Source organism: Sphingomonas sp. ABOLE (assembly GCF_003950455.1).
Taxonomy (GTDB): Bacteria; Pseudomonadota; Alphaproteobacteria; order Sphingomonadales; family Sphingomonadaceae; genus Sphingomonas; species Sphingomonas trueperi.
The window spans coordinates 14,512-38,542 of record NZ_QQWY01000023.1; the positions used below are offsets into that span (position 1 = coordinate 14,512).

The window sequence follows — 24,031 nt, forward strand, 5'->3', positions numbered from 1 at the left end:
GGCGCGGGGGACTTTCGTGATCGTAGATATCGATCTTGGCACGACCAACAGCGCGATCGCGCGCTGGGGGGAGGGCGGACCCGAGCTGATTCCGAACAGCCTGGGCGACGTGCTGACCCCCTCGGCGGTGAGCCTGACCGAGGATGGCGCGGTGCTCGTCGGCCGTGCCGCGCGCGATCGCCAGCCGGTCTATCCGGACCGCACCGCCACTGCGTTCAAGCGGCTGATCGGTACCCAGAAGCCGATCCAGCTCGGCGGCACGGCGTTCACCGCGGAGGAGGTTTCGGCGCTGGTGCTCAAGAGCCTCAAGGCCGATGCCGAGCGCCACTGCGGCGAGGAAGTGACCAGCGCGGTGATTACCGTGCCCGCCTATTTCAGCGACCGCCAGCGCAAGGCGACGCGCCGCGCGGGTGAACTGGCCGGGCTCAAGGTCGAGCGACTGGTCAACGAGCCCACCGCCGCCGCGCTCGCCTATGGCATCGCCGACCGCGAGGACCGCGACCCCTTTCTCGTCTTCGATCTGGGCGGCGGCACCTTCGACGTCTCGATCGTCGAGATCTTCGACGGGGTGATCGAGGTCCGCGCCTCGGCCGGCGACAACCGGCTGGGCGGCGAGGATTTCAACGAGGTGATCGTCGGCATCGCCAAGGAGCGGCTGCGGCTGCCGCTCGGCGCGGCGCACCCGAAGCTGCGCGAGCAGGCGCGGGCGGCGGCCGAGCGCACCCGGCGCGCGTTGAGCGAGGCCGAGGCCGCCACCTTCGACATCGTCTGGCAGGACGAGCTGCTGTCGACCACGATCACCGCCGAGCAGTTCGAGACCGCTGCCGCGCCGCTGCTCGACCGGCTGCGTGAGCCGGTGCTGCGGGCAATGCGCGACAGCAATCTGCGCGCCGAAACGCTGCGCGAGATCGTGCTCGTCGGCGGTGCGACGCGGATGCCGGTCGTCCGCAAGGCGGTGACGCGGATGTTCGCGCGCTTTCCCAACGCCAGTATCCACCCCGATCACGCCATCGCGCTGGGCGCGGCGGTGCAGGCGGGCCTGCGCGAACGCAGGGCGGATCTCGACGAAATTCGGCTGACCGACGTCTGCCCGTTCAGCCTGGGCATCGAGGTGATGACGCGCGATGCGCATGGCAGGCTGCATGGCGGGCGCTTCGCGCCGATCCTCGAGCGCAACACCGTGCTGCCGGCAAGCCGCGTCCACCGCTTCCAGACGGTACACGCCCAGCAGCGCAAGGTGCAGTTCGAGATCTACCAGGGCGAGGCCCGGCTGGTGGCGGCGAACATCAAGCTGGGGGAGGTCGAGATTCCCGTGCCGCCACGCGCCGCCGGGGAAGTGATGATCGACTGCCGCTTCACATATGATGTCAGTGGGCTGCTCGAAGTCGACGTGATCGTGCCGGAGACGGGGGAGACGCGGCAGCTCGTCATTGCCGACCAGGAGGTGGATCCTAGCGAGGCGGAGGCGCGCCGCGCGGCGCTCGCGGAACTGAAGATCCACCCGCGCGACCAGGCGGCAAGCCAGGCGCTGATCGCGCGCGCCGAGCGCTGCTACGAGGCATTCATCGGCGATCGTCGCGCGACGGCCGGTGACCTCCTCGCCCATTTCGAAGGGGTGCTCGAAACCCAGGACGGCCACGCGATCGCGGAAGCGGCGGCGATGATCACCCGCAAGCTGGATGCCATGGAAGGGGAAAGATACCTGTGACGAGCCCGTGGGAAACGCTGGGCATTCCGCCGACCGGCGACGTGCGGACGGTCCGCAAGGCCTATGCGCGGCTGCTGAAGACCATGGACCCGGACAGCGACCCGGAGGGCTTCAACGCCCTCCGGCAGGCGCACGACCGCGCGATGCAGCTCGCCGAGTTGCACGCGGCTGCGCCCGATGAAGCCAGTTCCGCCGGCATGTTCGGGGCCGACGAGGACGCGCAGGCGCCAGCGGCGGCAGCTTCGGGTGCGCAGGCCGAGGCTGCGCCCGCTCCTATCGTACCCGAACCGCCGCGAGCGCCGCTGGAGCCGTCCGAGGCGGCGGTCCGCGCAGCCAGGAACGATGCCGCGGCGCCGGTAACCGTGCCACTGCCGTCCCCGCCGGTGATGACACCGTCCGAGGACGCGATCCGTGCGGCGATGGACGACGCCGTCGATCATCCCGCACCGGCGGGAGCCTCGCTGGACCGGCGCCCCGGCGCCGCTTCCGATGCGATGCGGGCGCTGCGCGCCTTGGTGTTCGATCGTGCCCCGCTGTTCTCCCACGTCAAGATGATGGCGCTTGTCGAGCAGATCCTCGGCGACCCGGCGATGCAGAACCTCGAACATGCCGAACAGGTCGAGCGCTTCTTCGCTGACATCATCGTAAACGGGGTGCCGCGCAGTGACCCGATGCTCGATCGGGTGATCGGCTATTTCCACTGGGACGCGCCCGCGCTGGAGCTGCGCCGCCCGGATGCGGTCAGGTGGATACTGCAGCGCGCGCAGGACCGGTATTTCGAGGTCGAACAGCGCGTTCAGGATAGCAGGATCCACCGCTGCCTACGCCGGCTTCGCGAGCCGCCGCTCAAGGGCCTGTCGGGCCGGATCGAGAGTTGGTTCGCCGCGCCGCACGTCGAACGGACGATCCTGCAGCTGCAGGTCTATCATCCCACGGCGCTGCATAGCCTGAACCAGGAATCCTATGCCTGGTGGATGCGCCGCATCCAGCAGCAGCACGATGCCGGGTTCCCGTTCGGCGTCCTCTATCGCACGCGCAGCGACGAGATCCGCAGCAAGCGGATCTATCGTGCGGCGATGAAAAGCCTGAGTCTCCTCGTTGTCCCCCTTCTGGTTGGCGGCGTTTACCTCTACGCGCTGTTCCACCCACTGCGTTCCGCCAGCCTCACCGGGGAGCAGCCGACAGTCTTGCGCCCCGTAGCCGCGACTCCGGTGCCGCCTTTCGAGGATGTGGACCATGATCTCGACATGGTGCTGTATCAGTATAGTGGCGGGGATCTGACCGCGGCCGAGGTGCGCAACGTCAACCCGGCCCTGTACGCGCGTCTCACGCGCGAATGGACGGCGGCCAAGGGGCAGCAACAGGCCGGACCCGCGGTCGCATTCCAGGTGCTGATGACGGCCACCGGCGGCGTGCTGAGAGATCTGCTGGGGCGCGCGGTGACGCGCGACGACGCGTTGCTGCTCGATTATGCCGGTCACTACGAGTCCCGTCTTCGCTGGGCGGAGCGCGCCTCGCCCGAGGAATGCGTCGCGGTGCTCTCGGGCCAGACGGTCGGTACCACCCCGACGCAGCTTCTCGTGGCGTGGAGCCGCCTCCTCACGCGTGCGGTGCGCACCGGCACGCCGCCGGCGGAGGGCACCTGGAAAGCCGGAACGTTCACGGCGCCGCCCGACATTATCGAAGATGCCATGCAGCGGGCGCATCTGGATCGCGCCGGATTCGCGCGTGCCATGCAGCGCAAGGGGCCGGCCATGGGCGTGTGCAACGCACGCATCGGGCTGATCGATGCTGCCCTTGTCCGCAGGGACAAGGCGGGCCTCACGCTCCTTCGCGCGTTGCTGGGCAGCTAGAGAATTTTGAAGTTGACCGTGTACGGTCAACGACTCGGAAAATACGGCAAACAAACATCTAGAGCGTCTTCACCCATGGTGAAAACGCTTTAGCCGGCCGCAGGAGGTGTCGCAGCACTGGCGATGGGCATGCTGCAGCCATGCCTTCGCCTCCGCCCGCGGGAGCGCAAGCAACACGCCAAAAGGACCGGGATCGCGCCCGGCCCTTTCGCTTTTCTCCGATCGCGTGCCCGATCAGAACTCGGCGCGCACCCCGAACAGGAAGGTGCGGCCGTAATAGTTGATCTCGCCGAAGCGGTTGGGATCGTCGTTATAGGTGTAGAGCTTGGCGCCCGACAGGTTGATCGCCTCGACGCTCAGCTGGACGTTGGGCAGCAGCTTGTAGGAGATGCTGCCGTCCAGCGTGCCGAACGGCGCGGTGTAGCTCGGTGCCTGGGTGGTGCTGCCGGTGCCCGAGAGATAGCGGTCGCGCCATACATAGGAGAGGCGGGTCGCCAGCGGGCCCTTCTCGTAGAAGCCGACGACGTTGAAGCTGTTCTTCGACAGGCCGATCAGCTGGTCGACGATCGGGCGCGCGCCGGCGGTGTAGTTGGCCTTGACCGAGGTGTGGGTATAGCTCGCCTGCATGCCCAGCCCGTCGAACGGCGCGGGGAGGAAGGTGAACACCTGGTTGTAGCCCGCCTCGACGCCGTACACCTTGGCGTTGCCGCCATTGACCTGGGTGGAGAGCAGCACGGTGCCGCGGCCCGGAATGTCGATATTGACGTTCTGCGCGGTGATATAGTCGTCCATCGCCTTGTAGAACACCGCGCCGGTCAGCGCGCCGCGCGGATTGAAATACCATTCCAGGCCGCCGTCGAACTGGGTGGCGAGGAAGGGCAGCAGCTGCGGGTTGCCGCCGCCCGCCGTCGGGGCGTCGGTGGAGACGGTGATGCGCGGCGCGCTGTCGGTCACGTTGGGGCGGGTGAGCACCCGGCTCGCGGCGAAGCGGGCGACCAGCGTGCTGGTCAGCTCGGCCTTCAGGTTGAAGCTCGGCAGCCAGTCGTTGAACGTCTTCGGATAGGCGACCGGGCTGGTGTTGTTGCCGGTGCGCAGATAGCCCGTCGCGTTCTGGTCGGTATGGACGTAGCGGATGCCGACATTGCCGAGAATGTCCACGCCGCCCAGCATCGTGCCGTAATCGAGCCGGGCATAGGCCGAGGCGGTCTTCTCGGTGGTCTTGAACAGCGAGGCCTTGTCGCCGGCAGTCAGCGGCGCGTTGGCGATCGTGTCGTTGAACAGCGCGTTGTAATAGCCCGCGGTGACCGGCACCAGGAAGGTGCGGGGGAGGTTGCCGCTCACGCCCGAGAGGAAGTCGTCATACGGCAGCTGCTGGTACGCGCCGGCGCCGAGCGAGGTCAGCGGCGTGCCGGCGGCCGGGGTGATGTTATAGTCGCGGCGCCAGTAATCGCGCTTGCGCCAGTGATATTCGGCGCCGACCGCCACCTTGCGGAGGAAGCCGCCGACATCATAGGCGGTGTCGAGCCGGGCGAACTTGTCCCAGTCCTTGCTGTTCTTCGGCGCGATGTTGAAGGTGTAGAGCTTGTAGTTCGCCGGGTTGGTGAGGTCGACCGGGGTCGTCAGGGTCGGCAGGACCTTGTAGCCGCCCGAGGCATCGTAGGTGAGCGGCGCGGTCAGGAAGGCGCGGCTGCGCACGGTGCCTTCGGCGTTGCTCGGGTGGAAGCTGTGCGCCGACGACCAGTTGAGGTTGGCGGTGACGTGGAACCGATCGTGGTTCCAGCTCTGCTTGAGGCCGATGGTCAGCAGGTCGTGGCGGTTGAGGCTGTATTCGCGGCTGGCCATGAAGCGGACATTGTTGATCGTCGCGCCGGTGACGGTGGTGCCGCTGATCTTGTAGCCGGGCTGGATCACGGTGCCGGGATCGTCCGGATAGATGTCCATGCCGAACTCGTCATAGGCGACGTCGAGCCGGGTCGCGAGCACGTCGAGGCTGGTCTCGAGCTCGGGGGTCGGGCGCCACTGCGCGGAGACGATGCCGGAGATGCGCTTGCGATCCTCGGTCTCGATCGTCGGGCGGGTACGGGTGGGGGTGTAGAGGCCGGCGGGGAGCTTGCCCTGCGCGTCCGTCAGATACTTGTCCTTGTTCCAGCCGAAGTTCATGAAGCGATCGTTGCGGACCGCCTTGCCCCAATATTGCGCGCCGACGAGGATGCCGAAGCTGTCGCCGAAGGTGTGGCTGCCGATCAGCGTGGCGTTGGGCTTCACCTTCTCGGTCTGGGTGGTGTAGGTGCCGCGGAGGTTGGCGGTGACCTTGTTGCCGACATCGAACGGGCGGAAGGTACGCACGTCGATATTGCCGCCCAGCGCACCCTCGGTCATGTCCGAGGTGGGGGTCTTCACCACGTCGATGTTCGCCACGAACTCGGCGGGCAGCATTTCGAAGCGGAACTGGCGGCCGTTGGCGCCGCCATTCTCGATCAGGTCGTTGAGCGCGACCGGGCGTTGAGCAGCGTGCTCTGGAACTGCGGCCCGAGGCCGCGGACGCTGACGTACAGGCCTTCACCGCGCGGCCGCGTGATCGCGACGCCGGTGACGAGCTGGAGCGCTTCGGCGACGTTCTGCGCGGGGAACTTGCCGATGTCGGTCGAGCTGATCGAATCGAGGCCATATTCGGCGCGGCGCTTCGCCTCGGTCGCGGCGGCGAGGCTGCGGGCATAGCTGCCGTTGACGACGATCTCGTCGGTGCCGGCGGTGTCGTCCTGCGGCGGGGTCGTTTGGGCATAGGCCGGGGCGAGCGTCGCCAGCATGAGGGCGAGCGCCGAGGTCGCGCGAAGCAGCGCGGGATGCGGTTGCATGATGGAATCTCCCTGGACCCTTATTGGTCTTGTGGGAGCGCCCCTAACGAAGAGTCGGAACGACGCCGTGTCGGTTTGATTGCAATGTGGTGAAACGGGAGCGCGGATTTGTTACCGTGGCGTTACGGTGGTGACGTAGTCTTGCAAACGTTTGCTTGTGGTTTCTGGTGGGATGTCCCTTCCCGCCGTCATCCCGGCGAAAGCCGGGATCCATTCGCCACGCCGATCCAGCAAGCGCCACGTCGGTGACCCCAATGGATCCCGGCTTTCGCCGGGATGACGGTTGGGGGGGGCGAGGAGGCGTGATCCGCCGCACTCGCCCTTGCCACCCTCACCCAACCCTCTCCCGCAGGCGGGAGCGGGCTTTGCATGCAAAAAGGGCCGGGGATCGCGCCCCGGCCCTTTCCGTTTGTCTTGTCCCGAAGGATCAGGCGGCGGCGACTTCCGCCGTGTCGACCTTCACGCCCGGGCCCATCGACGAGGACAGCGCGACCTTCTGGAGGTACTTGCCCTTGGCGCCCGCCGGCTTGGCCTTGACGACCGCGTCGACCAGGGCGTCGAAGTTGCGGCGCAGGTCTTCGTTCGAGAAGCTCACCTTGCCGATGCCCGAGTGGATGATGCCGGCCTTTTCGACGCGGTATTCCACCTGACCGCCCTTGGCGGCCTTCACCGCTTCGGCGACGTTCATGGTCACGGTGCCGAGCTTCGGGTTCGGCATCAGGCCCTTCGGACCCAGCACCTTACCGAGACGGCCGACCAGGCCCATCATGTCCGGGGTGGCGATGCAGCGATCGAAGTCGATCTTGCCGCCCTGGATGGCTTCCATCAGGTCTTCGGCACCGACGACGTCCGCACCGGCGGCCAAGGCTTCCTCGGCCTTGGCGCCGCGGGCGAACACGCCCACGCGCACGGTCTTGCCGGTGCCGGCCGGGAGCGTCACGACGCCGCGGACCATCTGGTCGGCGTGGCGCGGATCGACGCCGAGGTTCAGCGCGACTTCGATCGACTCGTCGAACTTGGCGGTCGCATACTGCTTCACCAGCGCGATCGCTTCATCGACGCCGTGCAGCTTCAGGGGATCGACACTCCAGGTCTTCTGCTTCTTGGTCAGCTTTGCCATGGAATCAGCCCTCCACCACTTCGAGGCCCATCGCGCGGGCCGAACCTTCGATGATCTTCGTCGCGGCTTCGATGTCGTTCGCGTTCAGGTCCTTCATCTTGACCTGGGCGATTTCCGACAGCTGCGAACGCTTGATCTTGCCTGCGACGACCTTGCCCGGCTCCTTCGAGCCCGACTTCAGGTTGACGGCTTTCTTGAGCAGATAGGTCGCCGGGGGCGTCTTGGTCTCGAACGAGAAGCTACGATCCGCATAGACGGTGATGACGGTGGGGAGGGGCGTGCCCTTCTCGACGTCACCGGTCGCGGCGTTGAACGCCTTGCAGAATTCCATGATGTTCACGCCGCGCTGACCCAAAGCAGGGCCGATCGGCGGCGAGGGGTTTGCGGCGCCGGCAGCCACCTGCAGCTTGATATAGCCGGTAATCTTCTTAGCCATGTCACTCTCTTTCAAGTCGAGCGGTACAAGCGACGGCCAGAAGCCGCCTCCCGCATGGTTCCACCACGAATGCGTTGGAAGCCGGCGCCCTTAGCGGAAAGGGGCGCGCGGGGCAAGGGGGCGAGAGCGGTGGGCGGCTCGTCTGCTTCCGCCCCATTAGCGGACATCAGATGGATCAGACGGCCACCGACCGGTTTGAACAATCTCCGCAAGACCGGCCACCGTAAGAGGCCTCAACTCTCGTCCGAACCATCGTGAAAACAGCCACCCGGCACCTACCAACAGCGCCATCGCCAATCCCCACGCCGCAATCGCTGGCCAATGCAACGCAGCCGCCAGCGCACCCGCTGCACCACCTAAGACGATGATGGCAAGGATACCGAAGAGGATCGCTCGCGGACTCGCGCCTTCGGTATTGAAGAACACACGCCATTGATAGGTTAGCTCTGTGAAGTCTGTGCCAAACCGTTCGTGCAGGGCTTGGAATAGCTCACCAGCGTCGTCGCCGTCGACGCCGAGGTCATGCAGTATCCGAGCATCAGGCGTGACCTTGACCTCGGGCAGTCCCTGTCCCGCGATCAGCAGCTCGCGCACAATCGTTGATGGATCGTCATTCACACCCGCATCCTATCTTTCCGGCGAATGTCTGCAATCCACCCACCTTAAGTCATTCGCTGCTCCTGCAGGAGGCCGTTAGCACCGCATCGCAGCCTTCAGTTTCTGAACCTCACGGCCGCAGCTCCGCCGTGTGCCCCGCCTCGGCCCCGCCGATATCGCCCTCGGCCACCCATTCGCGCCACAGCAGCACCAGCGCCGCCATCACCGCCGGGCCGACGAACAGGCCGAGCAATCCGATCGTCTCCACGCCCCCCAGGATGCCGATCAGCACCCAGACGAAGGGCAGGCGGGTGGTGCCGCCGATCAGGCTCGGCCGCAGGAAATGGTCGATCACGAAATTGAGCGCATAGCCGATCGCGCCGACGAGGATCGCCGCCATCACCGCGCCCTTGGCGAGCAGCAGCAGCAGCGCCAGCACCAGTACCACCGCGAGGCCGAAGGGGATGATCGAGGCGAAGCCCGAGAACAGCCCGAGCAGGATCGGGTGCGGCACCCCGCCGATCGCGAACAGGATCGCCATCAGGATGCCCTGCGCGAGCCCGAGCAGCACCATCCCGTCGACCGCGCCGCGCACCGCCGCGAAGATCTGGCGGCCCAGCCGGTCGCCCGCATCGCCGAAGGCGCGGGTGGCGCCGCGCTCGAGCTGGCGGACGATGTTGTCGCGGTCGCGCAGCAGGAAGAACAGCACGACCAGCGTGAAGGCGAACACCACCACCCGGCGGATCAGGCTGTGGGTGAAGGCCTGCGAATGGCTGCGCCATAGCGACTGGTCGAGCCGGCCGAACTCGGCGGCGGCGGCCTCGGGGGTGGCGAGGTGGAGGTTCCACCAGGCGGTGACCTGCTCGCGGCCCCAGGGCAGGCGCGCGACCCAGTCGGGCAGCGGCACGCCGTGCGCGCGCGCATCCGAAATCCAGGCGGCGACCGACTGCGCCTCGACCAGCGCCTGGCTGATCGCGATCGACAGCGGGATCAGCACGACCAGCAGGATGGCCAAGGTGAGCAGCGCGGCGACCAGCGTGGGGCGGGGCAGGCGGGTGCTCAGCCACACCCGCAGCGGCTCGACCCCGATCGCGAGCACGCCGGCCCAGAGGATCGCCGGCACGAACGCCATGCCGATCCACAAGGCGGCAGCGGCGATGGCGGCGGCGAGCACCACGCGCGCGCGGGTCTGGGCTTTGGTCGTGTGCTGCATTGGGTCCCCCGAGGTTCGGCGCGGACAGTGGCGAGCCGCGGCGGCGCTGGCAAGCGGTGGGCCGTGCGTCGCCGCGATGAACCAATCAAGTCCTTCAGGGGTTTAACAAATCTCCACGCCGCCGGGAGGGATCGGCGGGCGTGGGACGTCAGTATATGAGAGGAATGGGCATGAAACGCATCATCATGGCCGTCGCGGCGCTCGGGCTCGCGACGACGGGGGCGGCTGCGCAGAGCAGCGGCCAGTCCGGCTCGCACAACCCGGTGGTGAAGGACGGCACGGCGCACCATGTCGCGGCGCCCGCCAAGGGCCGCAGCTCCTTCACCGAAGACCAGGCCAAGGGCCGGCTCGCCAAGGCGGGGTATACGGACATCGCCGGCCTGAGGGGCACCGAGAACGGCGCCTGGCAGGGCATGGCGATGAAGAACGGCAAGAAGGTGACCGTGACGCTCGACTACAAGGGCAACATCACCGCGCGCTAACCCCACGAGATCTGCAGGAGAAATGCGATGAGCCGGACCATTACCCGTCTGTTCGACGATTATTCGGATGCCAAGGCCGCGGTGAACGAGCTGGAGCGGCTGGGTGTGCCGCACAGCGATCTCAGCATCGTCGCCAACAACACGCATGGCGACCATGACGTGAGCGACGTCAACGCACATGGCGACGTCAGCCGTGGCGCCTCGACCGGCGCGGCGCTGGGCGGCGTCGGCGGCCTGCTTGCGGGCCTCGGCCTGCTGGCCATTCCGGGCCTCGGCCCGATCGTGGCGGCCGGCTGGCTCGCCTCGACCGCGGCGGGTGCTGCGATCGGCGGCATCGGCGGCGCGGCCACGGGCGGCATCGTCGGCGCGCTCAAGAATGCCGGCGAGAGCGAGGAGGACGCGCATGTCTATTCCGAAGGCGTCCGCCGCGGCGGCACGCTGGTGAGCGCGCGTGTGGAGGACTCGCTGGCGCCGGAAGCCGAGGCGGTGCTCAACCGTCGCGGCGTGAATGCGGCGACGCGCGGCGCGGCCTATCGTCAGTCGGGCTGGACCGCGTTCGACGACAAGGCGCCGGCCTATACCCGCGAAGAGATCGAGCGCGAGCGTAGCGCCTATCGCGAGCCGACGGTGCTCTGATCCGGGCAGCGTCGACCGAAAGAAAAAAAAGCCGGGGTTTGCGCCCCGGCTTTTTTGTTCGTGTGGTGGCGAGGCTCGCAGGCCCGGATCACTTCACCCGTTCGACGTCCTCGAAGCCCAGCTCCAGCGGGGTCGCGCGGCCGAAGATCGAGATCGAGACCTTCACGCGGTTCTTGTCGTAGTCGAGCTCCTCGACCACGCCCGAGAAGGTGGCGAAGTTGCCGCTGATCACCTTGACCGTGTCGCCGATGTCGAAATCGACCTTCAGCTTGGCCTTGGGTGCCGCGGTGGCCGCTTCTTCCTTGGTGTTGAGGATGCGCGCGGCTTCCGCCTCGCTGATCGGCTGGGGCTTGCCCGAGCTGCCGAGGAAGCCGGTCACCTTCGGCGTGTTCTTCACCAGGTGATAGACGTCGTCGTTCATCTCGAGCTTGGCGAGCACATAGCCGGGGAAGAACTTCCGCTCGGACTGGATCTTCTTGCCGCGGCGCACTTCGGTCACCGTCTCGGTCGGCACTTCGACGGACTCGACGAGGCGATCGAGGCCCAGGCGGGTGGCGTCGGCCAGGATCTGGTCGCGGACCTTGCCCTCGAAACCGGAATAGGCGTGGATGATGTACCAGCGCGACATGCTTGTTGGTCTTTCCTTACTGCGCGAGGCGGAGGAGGGCGTTGACGATCAGGTCGAACAGCGAGTCGATGCCGAGGAAGAAGCTGCCGAGCAGCGTCGTCATGATCATCACCATCACGCCGGTCATGATCGTCTCGCGGCGGGTGGGCCAGGCGATCTTGCGGGTCTCGGCCTGGACCTGCTTCACGAATTCGACGGGGCTGGTCTTCGCCACTGGGGCTATCCTCGTGTGAAAAATGGCGCTTCGGGCATGGGTCCGCTGCCCGGTCCTTCCCAGGAACCGGTGCAATCCACCCACGCTTTCGGCTAGGGGGCTGTATCTAGAGGATCGGCGCTAGTTGTGCAAGCGTGGCGCAAACGAAGCGCTCAGCGCTGCTTCAGGCCCCGCACGCGGTGCCAGATGTAGAACGCCACCAGCCCGACCAGCACTACGCCGATCAGCGCATCGGCACTGTGGAACGCGGCCTTCATGCGCGGATCGCTGTCCCACTTTTCGCCGAGGGTCATGCCCACCCAGGCGAGGCCGAAGCACCAGGGCCAGCTGCCGATAAAGGTGTAGACGTGGAACGGCACCAGCTTCATCCGCGCGACGCCCGCCGGGAAGGCGATGAACGAGCGGATCACCGGCAGCAGCCGGCCGATCAGCACCGCGATGCTGCCATAGCGCGCGAAGAAGCGATCCGCGGCGTCGATCTCGCCCGGGCCGATCAGCAGATATTTGCCCCAGCGCAGCGCCAGCGGGCGCCCGCCATGCTTGCCGACCTCATAGGCGACGATCGAGCCGAGGTTGCAGCCGATCGCACCGGCGGTCGCCGCCAGGTAGAGATCGAACCGGCCGGTCGAGACCAGATAGCCCGCGAACGGCATGATGATCTCCGACGGCAGCGGGATGCACGCGGATTCGATCGCCATCAGCACGGCGATGCCGAGATAGCCCCCGCTCGAGATGACCCAGATGGTGAAGGTGGCAAGGATGCCCAGAATCTTTTCGACCATGTGCGTGTGGTTGGGGCAGGCAGGCGATTTTGGGAAGCCGCTTTTTTTGCGCGGTGCAGCGAAAAGCGCGCCGGGGTTGGCGTGGGGGAAGGGGTCTGATAACCCGGAGTAAATCGGACGAACGGAGAGGGTAAGCGCGCATGACGATCGAAACGTCGCGACGGGGGTTTCTTGCCGGTACGGGCAGCGGCGCGGTCGCGATCGGCGGGCTTGGCGGCGGGCTTGGCGGCGGGCTGGGCGTGTCGCTTCCGGCGTCGGCAGAGGCGGCCCCCGCGCTGGCGGCACCGGCCAGGCTCCAGCCGTTCGACATGGCGGACGTGACATTGGGCGAGGGGCCCTTCCTTCATGCCCAGCGCGCGACCGAGGCCTATCTGCTCCGGCTCGAGCCCGACCGGCTGCTCCACCAGTTCCGCGTCAATGCCGGGCTCAGCCCCAAGGCGCCGGCCTATGGCGGGTGGGAATCGGACCCGCTCTGGGCCGACATCCACTGCCAGGGGCATACGCTCGGCCATTATCTCTCGGCCTGTGCGCTGGCGTTCCGCTCCACGGCCAAGCCCGAGTACCGCCAGCGCATCGACTTTATCGCGACCGAGCTCGGCGCCTGCCAGGACGCGGCGAAGAGCGGCCTCGTCACCGCCTTTCCGGACGGCGCGGCGCTGGTCGCGGCGCATCTGCGCGGGGAAAAGATCAGCGGCGTCCCATGGTACACGCTGCACAAGGTCTATGCGGGGCTGCGCGACGGCGCATTGCTCGCCGACAGCGCCCCCGCCCGCGCGACGCTGCTCCGGCTCGCCGACTGGGGCGTGGTGGCGTGCCGGCCGCTCTCCGACGCGCAGTTCGAGGCAATGCTCGAGACCGAGCATGGCGGGATGAACGAGATCTATGCCGATCTTTATGCGATGACCGGCAAGGCCGACTATCGCACGCTGTCCGAACGCTTCTCGCACAAGGCGCTGCTGACCCCGCTGGCCAAGGCGCGCGACCATCTCGACGGGCTCCACGCCAATACCCAGGTGCCCAAGGTGGTCGGCTTCCACCGCGTCTACGAGACCACCGGCGATGCGTCGTACCGCGACGCCGCGGCCTTTTTCTGGAAGACGGTGGCGGAGACGCGCTCCTTCGCCACCGGCGGGCACGGCGACAACGAGCATTTCTTCGCGATGGCCGATTTCGAGAGCCACGTCTTCTCGGCCAAGGGATCGGAGACCTGCTGCCAGCACAACATGCTCAAGCTCACCCGCAGCCTGTTCCTCCACGAGCCGAAGCCGGAATATGCCGATTATTACGAGCGGACGCTGTTCAACGGCATCCTCGCCTCGCAGGACCCGGACAGCGGCATGGCGACCTATTTCCAGGGCGCGCGGCCGGGCTACATGAAGCTTTATCACACCCCCGAGCACAGCTTCTGGTGCTGCACCGGCACCGGCATGGAAAACCATGTGAAATATCGGGACTCGATCTACTTCCACGACGATCGTGCGCTCTACGTGAACCTGTTCCTGCCCTCGACGGTGCGCTGGCGCGAGAAGGGCGCCGAGCTGGTGCAGGAAACCCGCTTCCCCGAAGAGCCGCGCACGACGCTGCGCTGGAAGCTGGCCAAGCCGACCGACCTCACGCTCAACCTGCGCCATCCCCGCTGGAGCCGCACCGCCACGGTGCGGGTGAACGGCGCGGTCGCGGCGCGCTCGGCGGCGCCGGGCAGCCGGATCGAACTCGCGCGGCGCTGGCAGGATGGCGACACGGTGGAGCTGCAGCTGGTGATGGAGCCTGGCTTCGAGAGCGCCCCCGCCGCGCCCAACGTGGTCGCGTTCACCTATGGCCCGCTGGTGCTGGCGGGCGCGCTGGGGGCGCAGGGGCTGGCGAAGGGGGCGGACATCGTCGTCAACGAGCGCGAATATGGCCGCTACAATGACGGGCCGGTGCAGGTGCCGGTGCTGGCGGGCGATCCGGCCACGCTGGCGGCGGCGATCCGGCCGGGCGCCAAACCGCTGGAGTTCACCCTCGCCGCGGCCGACGGCGCCCCGGTGCGGCTGATCCCCTATCACCGCATCGCGCACGAGCGCTACGCGACCTATTGGAAGCTCGCGCCGACGCCGGCGTGATGCCGGCGCCGGCGCGCTGCGCGATCAGGCAGTCGCTGCCGAACGGGTGCTGGCGCGGAGGCGACGCAAGGCCGCGCCGGCGAGGCCGAAGCCGGCGATCAGCAGCGTACATTGTGCAGGCTCGGGCACGGCGGTGATGTCAATCCGATAGCTGTACGGGCTCGAATCGTCCGGGTCGCCAAAGGAGATCCGGTTTCCGTCGACCCGGTAATAGCCTATCTCGAAGATGTCGCCCCGCCATCCGCTGAAGGGTCCGGAAACAGTCCACCATCGCGAATTCGACTGCACCCGGTCATCTGGCAGGTAGCTGAAAAAATCAGGGCCGTCGTTGCTCGCGATATACTCTCCATCCCGATACCACCAAAACTCCCGGTAAATATAAGCCTCGAAATACACATAAAGCGGACGGCTAAAGGTGAAATCCAAGCGATATGTACCTGGCGTGGAGAGGCCCGGTATATCGATCAGGGTGCCGTTCGAGGATGTGCCGACATAGGTGGTGGCGACAGCGGGTGTTGAGAGCAAGGCCAGAGCCAGCGCTGCTATGCTTCGTATCATATTTCCCCCCAATGACGACGCAGGTTGGTGCACAGGCCTGGCCACTTATATCTGCCGAATCCTCATGACGATGTCCGGGGATCGGCGCGGTGTGCTGGCCACGCGTCGGCGTTTACCATAACCGACACGCAAGCGGTAACGTCATTAGTCGCTTGGGCGATGTTCCGCAGACGAAGCCGCGATGTGCGCGCTTCGCGCCCGTAGCGCCTCCCACGCGAAATTAAATTGTCCGGATCTGCACCTCGGTCCGTCTTCCTGTTGAGCACGGAGACGGGCCGCGCATCGGCGCGACGCCCGTACGCCTCGATTTCCTGAACTTCCAGGTCGCGGGCGGTCCCTCGCGGCCGGACGAACGTAACGCGCAGCCGCTCTGGGACCTGCATGGAGATCGTATGACCAAGGGACGTACAACCGCCACCACCCGTCATCTTCTGCCCAGGGCGGCGCTCGCCGCGCTTGCCGTGCTGCCCTTCCAGGCGGCGCATGCGCAGGGCTGGCCCGCACCCGTCGCGCCGCTGCCGGAGCTGGCCACTTCGCTCGACAAGCGCTTCCAGCCGGCGCTCGATTTCGACACCGATGTCTGCTTCAACGTGCCTGCGGTGAACGCGTCGGGCGCGATCAGCGCCAAGGCCTCGACCTACGCGACCAAGCCGCCGGCTTCGTGCCGCAACCCCGACTATCTGCGCACCAGCAACGCCTATGTCCGCGCCCGCTGCAACAACGGCTATTGCGCGCGGGTCTATGCCTATTTCTGGCAGTCGGACTTCTCGCACGCCTATGACTGGGAGACGATCATCGTCTGGACCACCGATGCGGGCACCAACAGCGCCGTCGTCGGCGTCACCCGCGGCGCGCATGGCAAATGGGAGACGCGCGCGACCAAGGACGGCCAGCTCCGCTTCCAGACCGATGCCAATGGCGGCCAGCATGTGAAGATGGTCTTCCATTACGAGACCTGGGGCTTCTCGCACCTGTTCCGCTTCTCGAAGACCGACAGCGGCGACGAGCCGCCCGAGAACGGCACCGGCAGCTGGGTGGTGCAGCCGCTGGTCAGCTGGAACGGCTATCCCTCGCTCGCCGTGCGCAACGCGGTGGCGAACTACGATTTCGGCAGCGGCAATTTCGAGATCAAGGATGCGCGCTTCGCCGGATCGCTGAAGGCGGCGCTCAACACCGGCATCACCCCGGGCTTCAACCCGGACGTCGATTCCGGGTCCAACTCGCCGGGCTGCCCGGCGGGCTCGACGATCTGCTGATCGGGACGGTCCCCCGCGTCGCCTTCGGGCGGCGCGGGGAACTCCGGCATGGGAAAGATGACATGAAACAGATGCGGCTGCTGGTCGCCGGCGCCGCGCTCGCGGCTTTGGCGATAGGCTATGGGCTGCTCGGCAAGGCGGGGTCGGCGCCGCCGCCGGTGGCGCAGGGCGTCGTCGCCGTTTCCGCCCGGCCCGAAGCGGCGCCGCGCGTGCCACCTTTGGCGGCGGCTCCCATCGCGATCGGCGCGGCGCCCGCGCAGGTCGAGACGCAGGTCCGCCTGGCCTATCCGCTGTTGCGCGACGTGGCGTTCGGCTGCGACGCGCGCGGCTGCGCGATCACCGCGACGATCCCGCCGCCGACCGACGAGGCCTTTCTCGAGAAGCGGCAGGCGATGCTGCTCGGCGGGCTGGCGCACACGGTCGAGGCGCTGGGCTATGCCGCCAGCGGACCGGTGCAGATGGAGGAGGTCTCGGAAAACCTGTTCCACATCCGGCTGGCCGTCGCGCAGGGACGCCCGCGCGGCTGAACGGCAAAGGGCGGCAGCGGGGTGTCCGCTGCCGCCCTTTTGCCAGCGCCCCGCTCTGGGCCGTCATCCCGGCGAAAGCCGGGATCCAGTCGCCTCTCGGTGTCGGCAAGCGCCGGTACGGAGCCCCCAATGGATCCCGGCTTTCGCCGGGATGACGAAGGGATGGGGCGTCCGTACCGGCTCGCCTCCGTGCCTCAGAACTCCGCGCTGAAGCCCAAGGTGAAGGTGCGGCCGCTGGTGGTGTAGACCACCCGCCGCGCGATCGCGCCGCCGGCGAACTGCTGGATCGGCTGGTTGGTGAGGTTGATGCCCTCGGCAATCAGGCGAATGCCCGGGCGCAGGTTCACATGCGCCTGGAAGTCGATATTGTGGGTGCCCTCGATCCAGTCGCCGACATTCCCCACCGTGCCGAGGCCGGTATAATATTTGCTGCGATAGGCGTCGGAGACGCGGATGCCCCAATCCTTGTCCTCGTAATAGAGCGTCGCGTTCGCCGCCCATTTCGAGAGGTTGAACAGCGGCAGCGTCACAAACGTGTTGCCCACCTTGCCCTGCTGCTTGCCGTCGAACCAGGTGCCGTTGGCGGTGACGCCGAGGTGATCGAACGGCGCCGGCAGGAAGGTGAAGTCGTGCTGCACGGCCACTTCGACGCCCTTGATGTCCGCGCCCGGGCCGTTGATCGGCTGGCTCACGTCATAGGGGGTGTTGGCGTCCTGGCCCTGGATCAGCAGCGACAGCGGCAGGCCGGTCTGGCCATAGGGGATCGTCGTCGTGCTCGGCGAGATATAGGTGTCCATGTTCTTGTAGAAGAAGCCGATCGAGGCGAAGCCCTTGCTGTCCATGTACCATTCGAGTGAGGTCTCGACCGAGGTCGCCTTGAAGGGCTTGAGGAACGGGTTGCCGAGGCTGAGGCTGCCGCCATTGGGGCGGGTGGTGATCGACCCCGCCGCGGCGAGGTCGCCCAGGCCCGGGCGGTTGATGTTGCGATCGGCGCTGAGGCGGAACACCAGCGTCCTGGTCAGGTCGAGCGCCAGGTTGGCGGCGGGCAGCCAGCCATGGTTGTTGTCCTTGATCACCACCGGCACGAAGGCGGTGCCGACCGCGAGATTGCCCGACGAGGTGAGGTCGGTCGAGAAATAGCGCACCCCGGCATTGGCGCGCAGGCGCATGCCGCCCAGCATCGTGTCCAGATCGAGCTGGGCGAAGCCGTTCCAGGTCTTCTCGTCGACCTCGTAGTCGCTGCCGGCCTGGAGATTGGCGGCGGTGAGATCGCGCTTGTCGCCGATCGCGGCATAGACGCCGTCGACATTGCCGACGATGTACTGGAGCAGCGTCTTGGGGCCGACCAGCTGCTTGAGGTCGTTCGACATCGGAATGTTCGCCGGCACGTTGTGGAACACCTTGTTGGCCCAGGTATAGCCGCTGTTGGTGAAGTGCTTGTAGGCGCCGCCCGCCTTGAGGATTAGCCCGTCGCCAAGGTCATAATCGGCGCTGAGCTTGCCGTTGGCGTAGCGGTTGACGATCCTGTTTTCCTGCACGTCGAGCCGCTGGACGGTCCACAGGTTGGGGTCGGTGAGGGTGATGCCATAGCTGTTGACCGGGATCTGCGGCCGGGTGTCGTAGCTGAACGCGGTCTGCTTGGCCTCCATGAAGACCTTGTCGAACACCGGCTGGCCGAAATCCGATTCCTCATAGCCGCCGAGCGCGCGCAGCGTCAGCCGGTCGCTAAGCTTCCAGCTGAGGTTGGCGACGCCCTGGTAGAAATCGGTGTGGTTCTCGACGATGTGATGCTCGGAGCGCAGGTCGATCCCGGTATAGCTCGCCGCGCGCAGGGTGTTGGTGCTGTCGATCACCGCGCTGCGGATCACCTGGGTGCCGTTGACCGTCGCGCCGGTCAGCGGGTTGCTGCCCGCAGTGGCCAGCGCATAATCGTCGCGATGGTCCCACAGGCGGCCGTAGAGGAAGTCGACGTCGAGCTTGAAATTCTCGCCCGGATGGTACTGGACCGACGAGGTGACGCCGAGGCGCTGGCGATCGGTGTACCAGGTCGAGGGCGACTGCGCGGTCGGCTGGTAGACGCCGGCGAGCAGCTTGGCGCGGGTATCGGCGTCGATCTCGGGGCCGATGTTCTTCGCGGCATATTTGGTCGGGCCCCAGCCCCAGTTGCGATAGCCGTATTCGTTGCTCTTGATCTTGCTGTAGGCGACCGAAACCAAAGCCCCCCAATCGCCCGAGCGGACCGAGGCGAGCGCCACCGCGCGCGGGGTCACGCCGGTGGCGTTGCTGTTGGTCTGGCCCTTGGCCGAGACGACGAACTTGTTGCCGCTATAGTCGAACGGCTTGGCGGTGGTGAGCTGCACCGTGCCGGCCAGACCGCCCTCGTCCTGCTCGGCCGCATAGGATTTCTGCACCGAGACGCGGTTGAACAGTTCCGAGGCGAACAGGCTGTAGTCGAACGAGCGCGAGCGGCTGACCGAGCCGCGATTGTCCATGCCCGAGGCGGTGTTGCCCAGCACTTCCATGCCGTTGAGCTGGGTGCGGGTGAAGTCGGCGCCGAGGCCGCGCAGCGCGATCTGGCGGCCCTCGCCGGTGTCGCGGGTGATGGTGATGCCCGGCACGCGCTGGAGCGATTCGGCCAGGTTCAGGTCGGGAAAGGCGGCGATATCGGTGGCGACGATGTCGTCCTCCGCACCCACCGCGCGGCGCTTGAGCTCCTGCGCGGCGGCGATGCTTTCGCGATAGCCGGAGACGACGATCTCGGCGTTATCCGGATCCTGCGTGTCGGCCTGCGCGGCCTGCACCGGCGCCGCGGCGACGGCGACGGGCGCTTCGCTGCGGACGGTCCGGCGCGGGGCCGGGGCGGCGGCGCGCGACGGGGTCAGCACGACGATGCCGCCATGCACCGCGGCGCTGAGGTTCGAGCCGCGCAGCAGCTTGTCGAGCGCGGCGCGAACGCTCAGCGCGCCGCGGACGCCGGCGGTGCGGCGGCCGGCGACCGCGCTCGGCGCCACCACCACCTGCAGGCCGGTCGCCTGCGAGAATTGCGAGATCGCCGTGCGCAGATCGCTTGGGCCGATGTCGAACCGGCGCTGCGCCGCCATCGTCGCATCGGCGGCATGCGCCTGCGCGATCGCGGGCGCTGCCAGCAAGATGGCGAGTGCCATGCGTGAAATCCCCTGGATGCGTGTCATGGTTGGTCTTCCCTCCGCTCCGGCGCACGTGCGCCGCTAGCGAGGAAGACGAGGGCAGATCAGCTTCCGGACAAAAGAATTTTGTTACGGTTCAAGGTCATGGACGTGACGGATTGGCGTCGTCGACGGTGGCTTCCAGCCGCAGCTCGCCGCCGGTGCGCGTCGTGCGGAAGCCATAGGCGAGCCCCATCGCGTCGAGCAGCGCCTGGGGCGAATCGAGGCGGAACCGGCCCGACACGGCTAGGCCGCGCAGGCTGGGCGGGGGCGGGGCGATCAGCGGCCCGCCGCGGCGGTTGAGCGCGTCGACCAGGTCGCCGAGCGGCATCGCGTCGATGTCGAGCCAGCCGTCGCGCCAGTCCTTCTGCGCGGCGTCGAAGCGGGTCGGCGGCTGGGCACGGCCATCGGCGAAGCGGGTCCGCCAGCCGGCAGGGACGATCACCGCCGCGGCTGCATCGCCGAAGCGCACCCTGCCGCGATAGACGGCGAGGCGGACGCCGCCCGCGGCGATGTCGATATCGAAGGCGGTGCCGAGCACCTGGGTCGCCGCGCCGCCCGCGTGCACCGTGAAGGGGCGATCGGGCAGGTGGGCGACGTCGAAATAGGCCTCGCCGCGCTGCATCGTCACGCTGCGGCGATCCTCCTCCAGCGTCACGTCGAGGCTGGTCGCGCCGTTGAGGTGGACCGAGGAGCCGTCGGCCAGTTTCACGTCGAGCATCTGGCCGCGGGCGGTTTCGTAATGGAGCGGGGCAGGCGCGGCGGCGCGGTACCAGCCCGCCTGCCAGCCGCCGATACCGAGCACTGCCGCGATGCCGAGCAGGCCCCCGGTGCCGATCGCGGTGCGGCGGCGGGTGCGCAGTGCGCGGATCTCGGCGTCGGACAGGCGCGGCAGCTGCGCCATCGCATCGGACAGCGCGCGATCGTCGAGCATCGCCTGCACCTCGGCGGCGGCGGGGGGCGGGGCCTCGCGCAGCACGGCCTCGTCCTCGCGCATCGCCCAGCGGGCGGCGTCGTGCAGCGCGGCGCGGCGGGTGGGGTTGAGGCTCATCGCGCGGCGCCGCCCGGCAGGCCGCGGCGCTCGAGCGCCGCGCGGAGATCGGCGACCGCGCGGACGCAGTGCTTTTCGATCGCGGCGGGGGTCATGTCGAGATCGGCGGCGATGATCGCCACCGCCACGCCGTCGAGCCGGCGGCGCAGGAAGATCTCGCGGCGGAGCGGCGGCATCACCTTGAGCGCGCGGACGAGGATGTCGACGCGCTGGCGATAGTCGAGCACTTCCTCGGCGCGCGGCTGGGCGCAGGGGATGTCCTCGGCGAGCTCGGCGGGGCGGGGCGCGGCACGCAGGCGGCGGAAATGGTCGAAGACGAGGTTGCGGGCGACCGCGAAGCAGAAGGCGCCGACATCGGCGACGCTGCGCGAGCGGCGATAATCGTACAGCCGGATATAGGTTTCCTGGACGATGTCCTCACCGTCCTGCGAGTCGCGCAGCCGCGCCTGGACGAAGCGGAACAGCGCGTCGCGCAGCGCCACTTCCTCCGATACCGCGCGGCGGTGCGCGGCCAGGCTGGTCAGCTCGTTCATCGCCCCATCCTGCCCAAGGGCGGATTCGGGGCGCACAACCCGCTTGTCGCCATGGCGATTCGCCCCCTTTCATCCTGAGATCGCCCGCGTTTCGCGCAGGGCTAGCGGCTCTGGATGAAGCTGGCGTGACAGTCTGGCGTTAGGAGGTGCGATCCCGAGATCGCGCGATCAGCGCGGCATCGGCCTTGTCGATCATGTGGAGGAGATTGTCGAACTCGGCGCTGGTTTCGATCCGATAGCAACGGCTGAGATTGTTGCCGTACCGCTCGATGTCGCGTTCGGTAAGAAGGGCTATGGCCACCACGGGTTCCCCTTCAGGCATGTTGCGACAAATCCAATTCCCAGAACTAACCTTGATCCAACGTTCGCTTCATCGAAAGTTTCCAGCCATTTACGCTGGTTCGTGGCGGTCGCGGTGGATAATGCGCAGGTGCCGCGCGAGAACAATGCTGGCGCGACGAGACCCGTGCTTTGAAGGACGAACCGAGCCCCGTTGCGCCGGTCCGGCTTTCGGGCAAGGGAGGGGGCGCACGCAACAGGAGGCATCATGGCGCGACCCGGGTCGAAGAAGACCTATTCCGCCCCCGCGATCGAAAAGGGCTTCGAGGTGATCGAACTGCTCGCCGGCCGGCCCGAGGGCGCGCTGGTCAGCGAGATGGCGGCGGATCTCGGCCGCTCGGTGGGCGAGCTGTTCCGCATCGTCGTGGTGATGGAGCAGCTCGGCTATCTGCGCCGCTCCGAGGCGACCGATCGCTATGCGGTGGCCTACAAGCTGCTCGACGTGGCGCTGCGCGCCACGCCCTCGCAGGACCTCGTCCGCGCGGCGATGCCCGAGATGCAGATGCTGGCGCGCGACACGGTGCAGTCGTGCCATCTCGTCGTCGCGAGCGATGGGCACGGGCTGGTGGTGGCGCGCGAGGAATCGCCCGCCACGCGCGGCTTCGCGCTCAAGGTGGGCGCGCATATCGATCTGCTGCGCAGCTGCTCGGGGCAAGTGCTGCTCGCCTTCTCCAATCCCGACCTCGTCGAGCGGATGGTCGCTGCCGCCGAGGCGGAGCAGGGGGCGCCGGTGGATCGCGACTGGCTCGCCGAGCGGCTGGTGACGGTGCAGCGGCAGGGCCATGACAGCCGCGAGAGCCCGGTCACCTTCGGGGTGACGGACATCAGTTTCCCCGTGTTCGGCTTCGATCGCCGCATCGTCGCGGCGCTGACGATTCCCTTCCTCGCGCTGATCGACGGATCGCAGGTGATGGACCGCGACGCAGCGCGCGAGAAACTGCGCGCGGCCTGCGCCCGGATCTCCGAACGGCTGGGCTACCAGCCGGCTTGAGGCCCTCGCCCGCGCAAGCGGGGAAGGGAACCGCGCCGCGCAGCGACGTGGTGGAGGAGGCAAGGCCCGACCTGCGAGATTGAAAGCGCCCCGGCGACGGATCGGCAGCGGCAGCGATGGCAGGGGAGCTCGGATTCGAACCGAGGGCCTTCGGTTTTGGAGACCGACGCTCTAACCAGCTGAGCTACACCCCTGTGCGGTCCGCCCCTTTATCGGCCGATTCCGCTTCGGGCAAGAGCCAAGATGCAGCTTGCCGCGAATTGCGCGGCCAAAAAGAAAGCGCCGCCACGGTGTTCCGCGGCGGCGCCCCCTCTGCAACGGCGAGGATGGTTTTTGGTTTAGGCGTTCGCGTAGGTGACGCGCGTGCGGCGCGTGCGGCGCATGGCTGCACCGGCGAGGCCGAAGCCGCCGATCATCATGCCCCAGGCGGCCGGCTCGGGCACGCCCGACGGCACGAACACGCCCTGGCCGCCGTACGAACCGTTGCCGCGCGAGAAGCCGTTGATGGTGATTTCATTCTGCATGCCGGCCTTGATCGGCACCGCGTTCGCGAAGACGAACTCGTTGACGCCGCTGCCGAAGAAGCCGGCAAGCTGGACGCCGTTGAAGAAGACCGACGTCAGGTCGAGGTCGGTCGGGCCGTTGAACGTCACCGCGCTGGTGATCAGGGACCCGCTCGCCACGCCGTCCTGCGGCAGGGTGAACTGATAGATGTGGGTGAAGTTGCCCGCGGTGATGCCCGACTGACCGAAGCTGGTCGAGATCGAGCCATCCGCGGCGGTGGAGATATTCATGTCGGCCGGACCGAAATAGGTTGCGGCCTGAGCGGGTGCGACAGCGACAAGCGCTGCGGCGGTGGCAGCCGCCGCCATAAGCGTACGATACATTCGGGGTGTCTCCCTTAACGGCAAGTGAACCATTGCAGTGCAGCGAAGACCCTTGGACGGTTCCAAAGTTCCGAATGA

General features: G+C 67.4%; 23 protein-coding genes and 1 tRNA gene. 8 read left to right on the plus strand and 16 right to left on the minus strand.

From position 1 onward, the window contains the following. Positions 1–16 precede the first annotated feature (16 nt). A complete protein-coding gene (locus CA234_RS14790) occupies positions 17–1,708 on the plus strand; it encodes a molecular chaperone HscC (RefSeq protein WP_126002061.1) in 1,692 nt (563 codons plus the stop codon). Next, positions 1,705–3,561: a J domain-containing protein gene (locus CA234_RS14795; RefSeq protein ID WP_126002062.1), complete on the plus strand. Its 1,857-nt coding sequence runs from the start codon at positions 1,705–1,707 to the stop codon at positions 3,559–3,561. Before CA234_RS14790 ends, CA234_RS14795 begins: the two co-directional genes overlap by 4 nt. Positions 3,562–3,795: 234 nt before the next feature. On the opposite strand, the gene CA234_RS14800 is transcribed toward CA234_RS14795, so the two are convergent. The 6 genes from CA234_RS14800 to CA234_RS14820 all read right to left on the minus strand — a co-directional run bounded on the left by CA234_RS14800 (position 3,796) and on the right by CA234_RS14820 (position 9,782). Beyond that, on the minus strand, positions 3,796–5,997 hold the full coding sequence (locus CA234_RS14800) for a TonB-dependent receptor (protein WP_241213527.1): 2,202 nt from the start codon (positions 5,995–5,997) through the stop codon (positions 3,796–3,798). A 41-nt stretch (positions 5,998–6,038) separates the two neighbouring features. Next, positions 6,039–6,416 (minus strand): TonB-dependent receptor plug domain-containing protein, encoded by a 378-nt coding sequence (locus CA234_RS24980; RefSeq protein ID WP_241213528.1) that lies wholly within the window; start codon positions 6,414–6,416, stop codon positions 6,039–6,041. A 427-nt stretch (positions 6,417–6,843) separates the two neighbouring features. Beyond that, positions 6,844–7,536 (minus strand): 50S ribosomal protein L1, encoded by a 693-nt coding sequence (gene rplA, locus CA234_RS14805; RefSeq protein WP_126002063.1) that lies wholly within the window; start codon positions 7,534–7,536, stop codon positions 6,844–6,846. A 4-nt stretch (positions 7,537–7,540) separates the two neighbouring features. Then, complete coding sequence (gene rplK / locus CA234_RS14810) at positions 7,541–7,972, minus strand: 50S ribosomal protein L11 (RefSeq protein ID WP_125972052.1); 432 nt, start codon at positions 7,970–7,972, stop codon at positions 7,541–7,543. Positions 7,973–8,128: 156 nt separating this feature from the next. Beyond that, positions 8,129–8,590, minus strand: a complete 462-nt coding sequence (locus CA234_RS14815) for a DUF1493 family protein (protein WP_126002064.1) — start codon at positions 8,588–8,590, stop codon at positions 8,129–8,131. 109 nt (positions 8,591–8,699) lie between these two features. Further along, positions 8,700–9,782 (minus strand): AI-2E family transporter, encoded by a 1,083-nt coding sequence (locus CA234_RS14820; protein ID WP_126002065.1) that lies wholly within the window; start codon positions 9,780–9,782, stop codon positions 8,700–8,702. A 170-nt stretch (positions 9,783–9,952) separates the two neighbouring features. Here CA234_RS14820 and CA234_RS14825 point away from each other — a divergent pair, with 170 nt between their 5' ends. Further along, the gene (locus CA234_RS14825; RefSeq protein WP_241213529.1) at positions 9,953–10,264 is read left to right on the plus strand and encodes a hypothetical protein; all 312 of its coding nucleotides are present in this window, start codon (positions 9,953–9,955) and stop codon (positions 10,262–10,264) included. Positions 10,265–10,291: 27 nt separating this feature from the next. Beyond that, positions 10,292–10,900, plus strand: coding sequence for a general stress protein (locus CA234_RS14830; protein ID WP_126002066.1), 609 nt, complete (start codon positions 10,292–10,294; stop codon positions 10,898–10,900). Between the two features lie 88 nt (positions 10,901–10,988). On the opposite strand, the gene nusG is transcribed toward CA234_RS14830, so the two are convergent. The 3 genes from nusG to CA234_RS14845 form a co-directional block, all read right to left on the minus strand. Beyond that, entirely contained in the window at positions 10,989–11,528 is a 540-nt protein-coding gene (gene nusG, locus CA234_RS14835; protein ID WP_121078389.1) for a transcription termination/antitermination protein NusG, read from the minus strand. A gap of 16 nt (positions 11,529–11,544) precedes the next feature. After that, positions 11,545–11,742: a preprotein translocase subunit SecE gene (secE, locus tag CA234_RS14840; RefSeq protein ID WP_125972064.1), complete on the minus strand. Its 198-nt coding sequence runs from the start codon at positions 11,740–11,742 to the stop codon at positions 11,545–11,547. A 152-nt stretch (positions 11,743–11,894) separates the two neighbouring features. Then, positions 11,895–12,524 (minus strand): DedA family protein, encoded by a 630-nt coding sequence (locus tag CA234_RS14845; protein WP_126002067.1) that lies wholly within the window; start codon positions 12,522–12,524, stop codon positions 11,895–11,897. A 140-nt stretch (positions 12,525–12,664) separates the two neighbouring features. On the opposite strand from CA234_RS14845, the gene CA234_RS14850 reads away from it, so the two are divergent. Continuing rightward, on the plus strand, positions 12,665–14,626 hold the full coding sequence (locus tag CA234_RS14850; protein ID WP_126002068.1) for a glycoside hydrolase family 127 protein: 1,962 nt from the start codon (positions 12,665–12,667) through the stop codon (positions 14,624–14,626). A gap of 24 nt (positions 14,627–14,650) precedes the next feature. Here CA234_RS14850 and CA234_RS14855 read toward each other — a convergent pair whose 3' ends face one another. Beyond that, positions 14,651–15,184 carry a PEP-CTERM sorting domain-containing protein gene (locus tag CA234_RS14855; RefSeq protein ID WP_126002069.1) on the minus strand — a complete coding sequence of 178 codons (534 nt, stop codon included), beginning with the start codon at positions 15,182–15,184 and terminating at the stop codon, positions 14,651–14,653. 392 nt (positions 15,185–15,576) lie between these two features. Here CA234_RS14855 and CA234_RS14860 point away from each other — a divergent pair, with 392 nt between their 5' ends. Together CA234_RS14860 and CA234_RS14865 are read left to right on the plus strand one after the other, a co-directional pair. Then, complete coding sequence (locus CA234_RS14860; protein ID WP_126002070.1) at positions 15,577–16,440, plus strand: NPP1 family protein; 864 nt, start codon at positions 15,577–15,579, stop codon at positions 16,438–16,440. 62 nt (positions 16,441–16,502) lie between these two features. Then, positions 16,503–16,967, plus strand: a complete 465-nt coding sequence (locus tag CA234_RS14865) for a hypothetical protein (protein ID WP_125972072.1) — start codon at positions 16,503–16,505, stop codon at positions 16,965–16,967. Positions 16,968–17,161: 194 nt separating this feature from the next. On the opposite strand, the gene CA234_RS14870 is transcribed toward CA234_RS14865, so the two are convergent. From CA234_RS14870 to CA234_RS24395, 4 genes are all read right to left on the minus strand, one after another. After that, positions 17,162–20,131 carry a TonB-dependent receptor gene (locus tag CA234_RS14870; RefSeq protein WP_241213530.1) on the minus strand — a complete coding sequence of 990 codons (2,970 nt, stop codon included), beginning with the start codon at positions 20,129–20,131 and terminating at the stop codon, positions 17,162–17,164. A 124-nt stretch (positions 20,132–20,255) separates the two neighbouring features. Continuing rightward, entirely contained in the window at positions 20,256–21,203 is a 948-nt protein-coding gene (locus CA234_RS14875) for a FecR domain-containing protein (protein ID WP_125972076.1), read from the minus strand. Continuing rightward, positions 21,200–21,736 (minus strand): sigma-70 family RNA polymerase sigma factor, encoded by a 537-nt coding sequence (locus CA234_RS14880; protein WP_125972078.1) that lies wholly within the window; start codon positions 21,734–21,736, stop codon positions 21,200–21,202. Before CA234_RS14880 ends, CA234_RS14875 begins: the two co-directional genes overlap by 4 nt. 139 nt (positions 21,737–21,875) lie before the next feature. Next, complete coding sequence (locus CA234_RS24395; RefSeq protein ID WP_164521827.1) at positions 21,876–22,037, minus strand: hypothetical protein; 162 nt, start codon at positions 22,035–22,037, stop codon at positions 21,876–21,878. Positions 22,038–22,283: 246 nt separating this feature from the next. On the opposite strand from CA234_RS24395, the gene CA234_RS14885 reads away from it, so the two are divergent. Next, positions 22,284–23,066 carry an IclR family transcriptional regulator gene (locus tag CA234_RS14885; RefSeq protein WP_125972080.1) on the plus strand — a complete coding sequence of 261 codons (783 nt, stop codon included), beginning with the start codon at positions 22,284–22,286 and terminating at the stop codon, positions 23,064–23,066. A gap of 117 nt (positions 23,067–23,183) precedes the next feature. On the opposite strand, the gene CA234_RS14890 is transcribed toward CA234_RS14885, so the two are convergent. Both CA234_RS14890 and CA234_RS14895 read right to left on the minus strand, forming a co-directional pair. Further along, positions 23,184–23,260, minus strand: a tRNA-Trp gene (locus CA234_RS14890). Positions 23,261–23,404: 144 nt separating this feature from the next. After that, positions 23,405–23,953 carry an FxDxF family PEP-CTERM protein gene (locus CA234_RS14895; protein ID WP_125972082.1) on the minus strand — a complete coding sequence of 183 codons (549 nt, stop codon included), beginning with the start codon at positions 23,951–23,953 and terminating at the stop codon, positions 23,405–23,407. Positions 23,954–24,031: the final 78 nt, after the last annotated feature.

Bases quoted from the DNA above. Each gene is read 5' to 3' on its own strand.
- CA234_RS14800 (WP_241213527.1), bottom strand. From the start codon at position 5,997: ATGCTGCCCGCCGAGTTCGTGGCGAACATCGACGTGGTGAAGACCCCC.
- CA234_RS24980 (WP_241213528.1), bottom strand. From the start codon at position 6,416: ATGCAACCGCATCCCGCGCTGCTTCGCGCGACCTCGGCGCTCGCCCTC.
- rplA (WP_126002063.1), bottom strand. From the start codon at position 7,536: ATGGCAAAGCTGACCAAGAAGCAGAAGACCTGGAGTGTCGATCCCCTG.
- rplK (WP_125972052.1), bottom strand. From the start codon at position 7,972: ATGGCTAAGAAGATTACCGGCTATATCAAGCTGCAGGTGGCTGCCGGC.
- CA234_RS14820 (WP_126002065.1), bottom strand. From the start codon at position 9,782: ATGCAGCACACGACCAAAGCCCAGACCCGCGCGCGCGTGGTGCTCGCC.
- CA234_RS14825 (WP_241213529.1), top strand. From the start codon at position 9,953: ATGAAACGCATCATCATGGCCGTCGCGGCGCTCGGGCTCGCGACGACG.
- CA234_RS14830 (WP_126002066.1), top strand. From the start codon at position 10,292: ATGAGCCGGACCATTACCCGTCTGTTCGACGATTATTCGGATGCCAAG.
- nusG (WP_121078389.1), bottom strand. From the start codon at position 11,528: ATGTCGCGCTGGTACATCATCCACGCCTATTCCGGTTTCGAGGGCAAG.
- CA234_RS14845 (WP_126002067.1), bottom strand. From the start codon at position 12,524: ATGGTCGAAAAGATTCTGGGCATCCTTGCCACCTTCACCATCTGGGTC.
- CA234_RS14850 (WP_126002068.1), top strand. From the start codon at position 12,665: ATGACGATCGAAACGTCGCGACGGGGGTTTCTTGCCGGTACGGGCAGC.
- CA234_RS14855 (WP_126002069.1), bottom strand. From the start codon at position 15,184: ATGATACGAAGCATAGCAGCGCTGGCTCTGGCCTTGCTCTCAACACCC.
- CA234_RS14860 (WP_126002070.1), top strand. From the start codon at position 15,577: ATGACCAAGGGACGTACAACCGCCACCACCCGTCATCTTCTGCCCAGG.
- CA234_RS14865 (WP_125972072.1), top strand. From the start codon at position 16,503: ATGAAACAGATGCGGCTGCTGGTCGCCGGCGCCGCGCTCGCGGCTTTG.
- CA234_RS14870 (WP_241213530.1), bottom strand. From the start codon at position 20,131: ATGGCACTCGCCATCTTGCTGGCAGCGCCCGCGATCGCGCAGGCGCAT.
- CA234_RS14875 (WP_125972076.1), bottom strand. From the start codon at position 21,203: ATGAGCCTCAACCCCACCCGCCGCGCCGCGCTGCACGACGCCGCCCGC.
- CA234_RS14880 (WP_125972078.1), bottom strand. From the start codon at position 21,736: ATGAACGAGCTGACCAGCCTGGCCGCGCACCGCCGCGCGGTATCGGAG.
- CA234_RS14885 (WP_125972080.1), top strand. From the start codon at position 22,284: ATGGCGCGACCCGGGTCGAAGAAGACCTATTCCGCCCCCGCGATCGAA.
- CA234_RS14895 (WP_125972082.1), bottom strand. From the start codon at position 23,953: ATGTATCGTACGCTTATGGCGGCGGCTGCCACCGCCGCAGCGCTTGTC.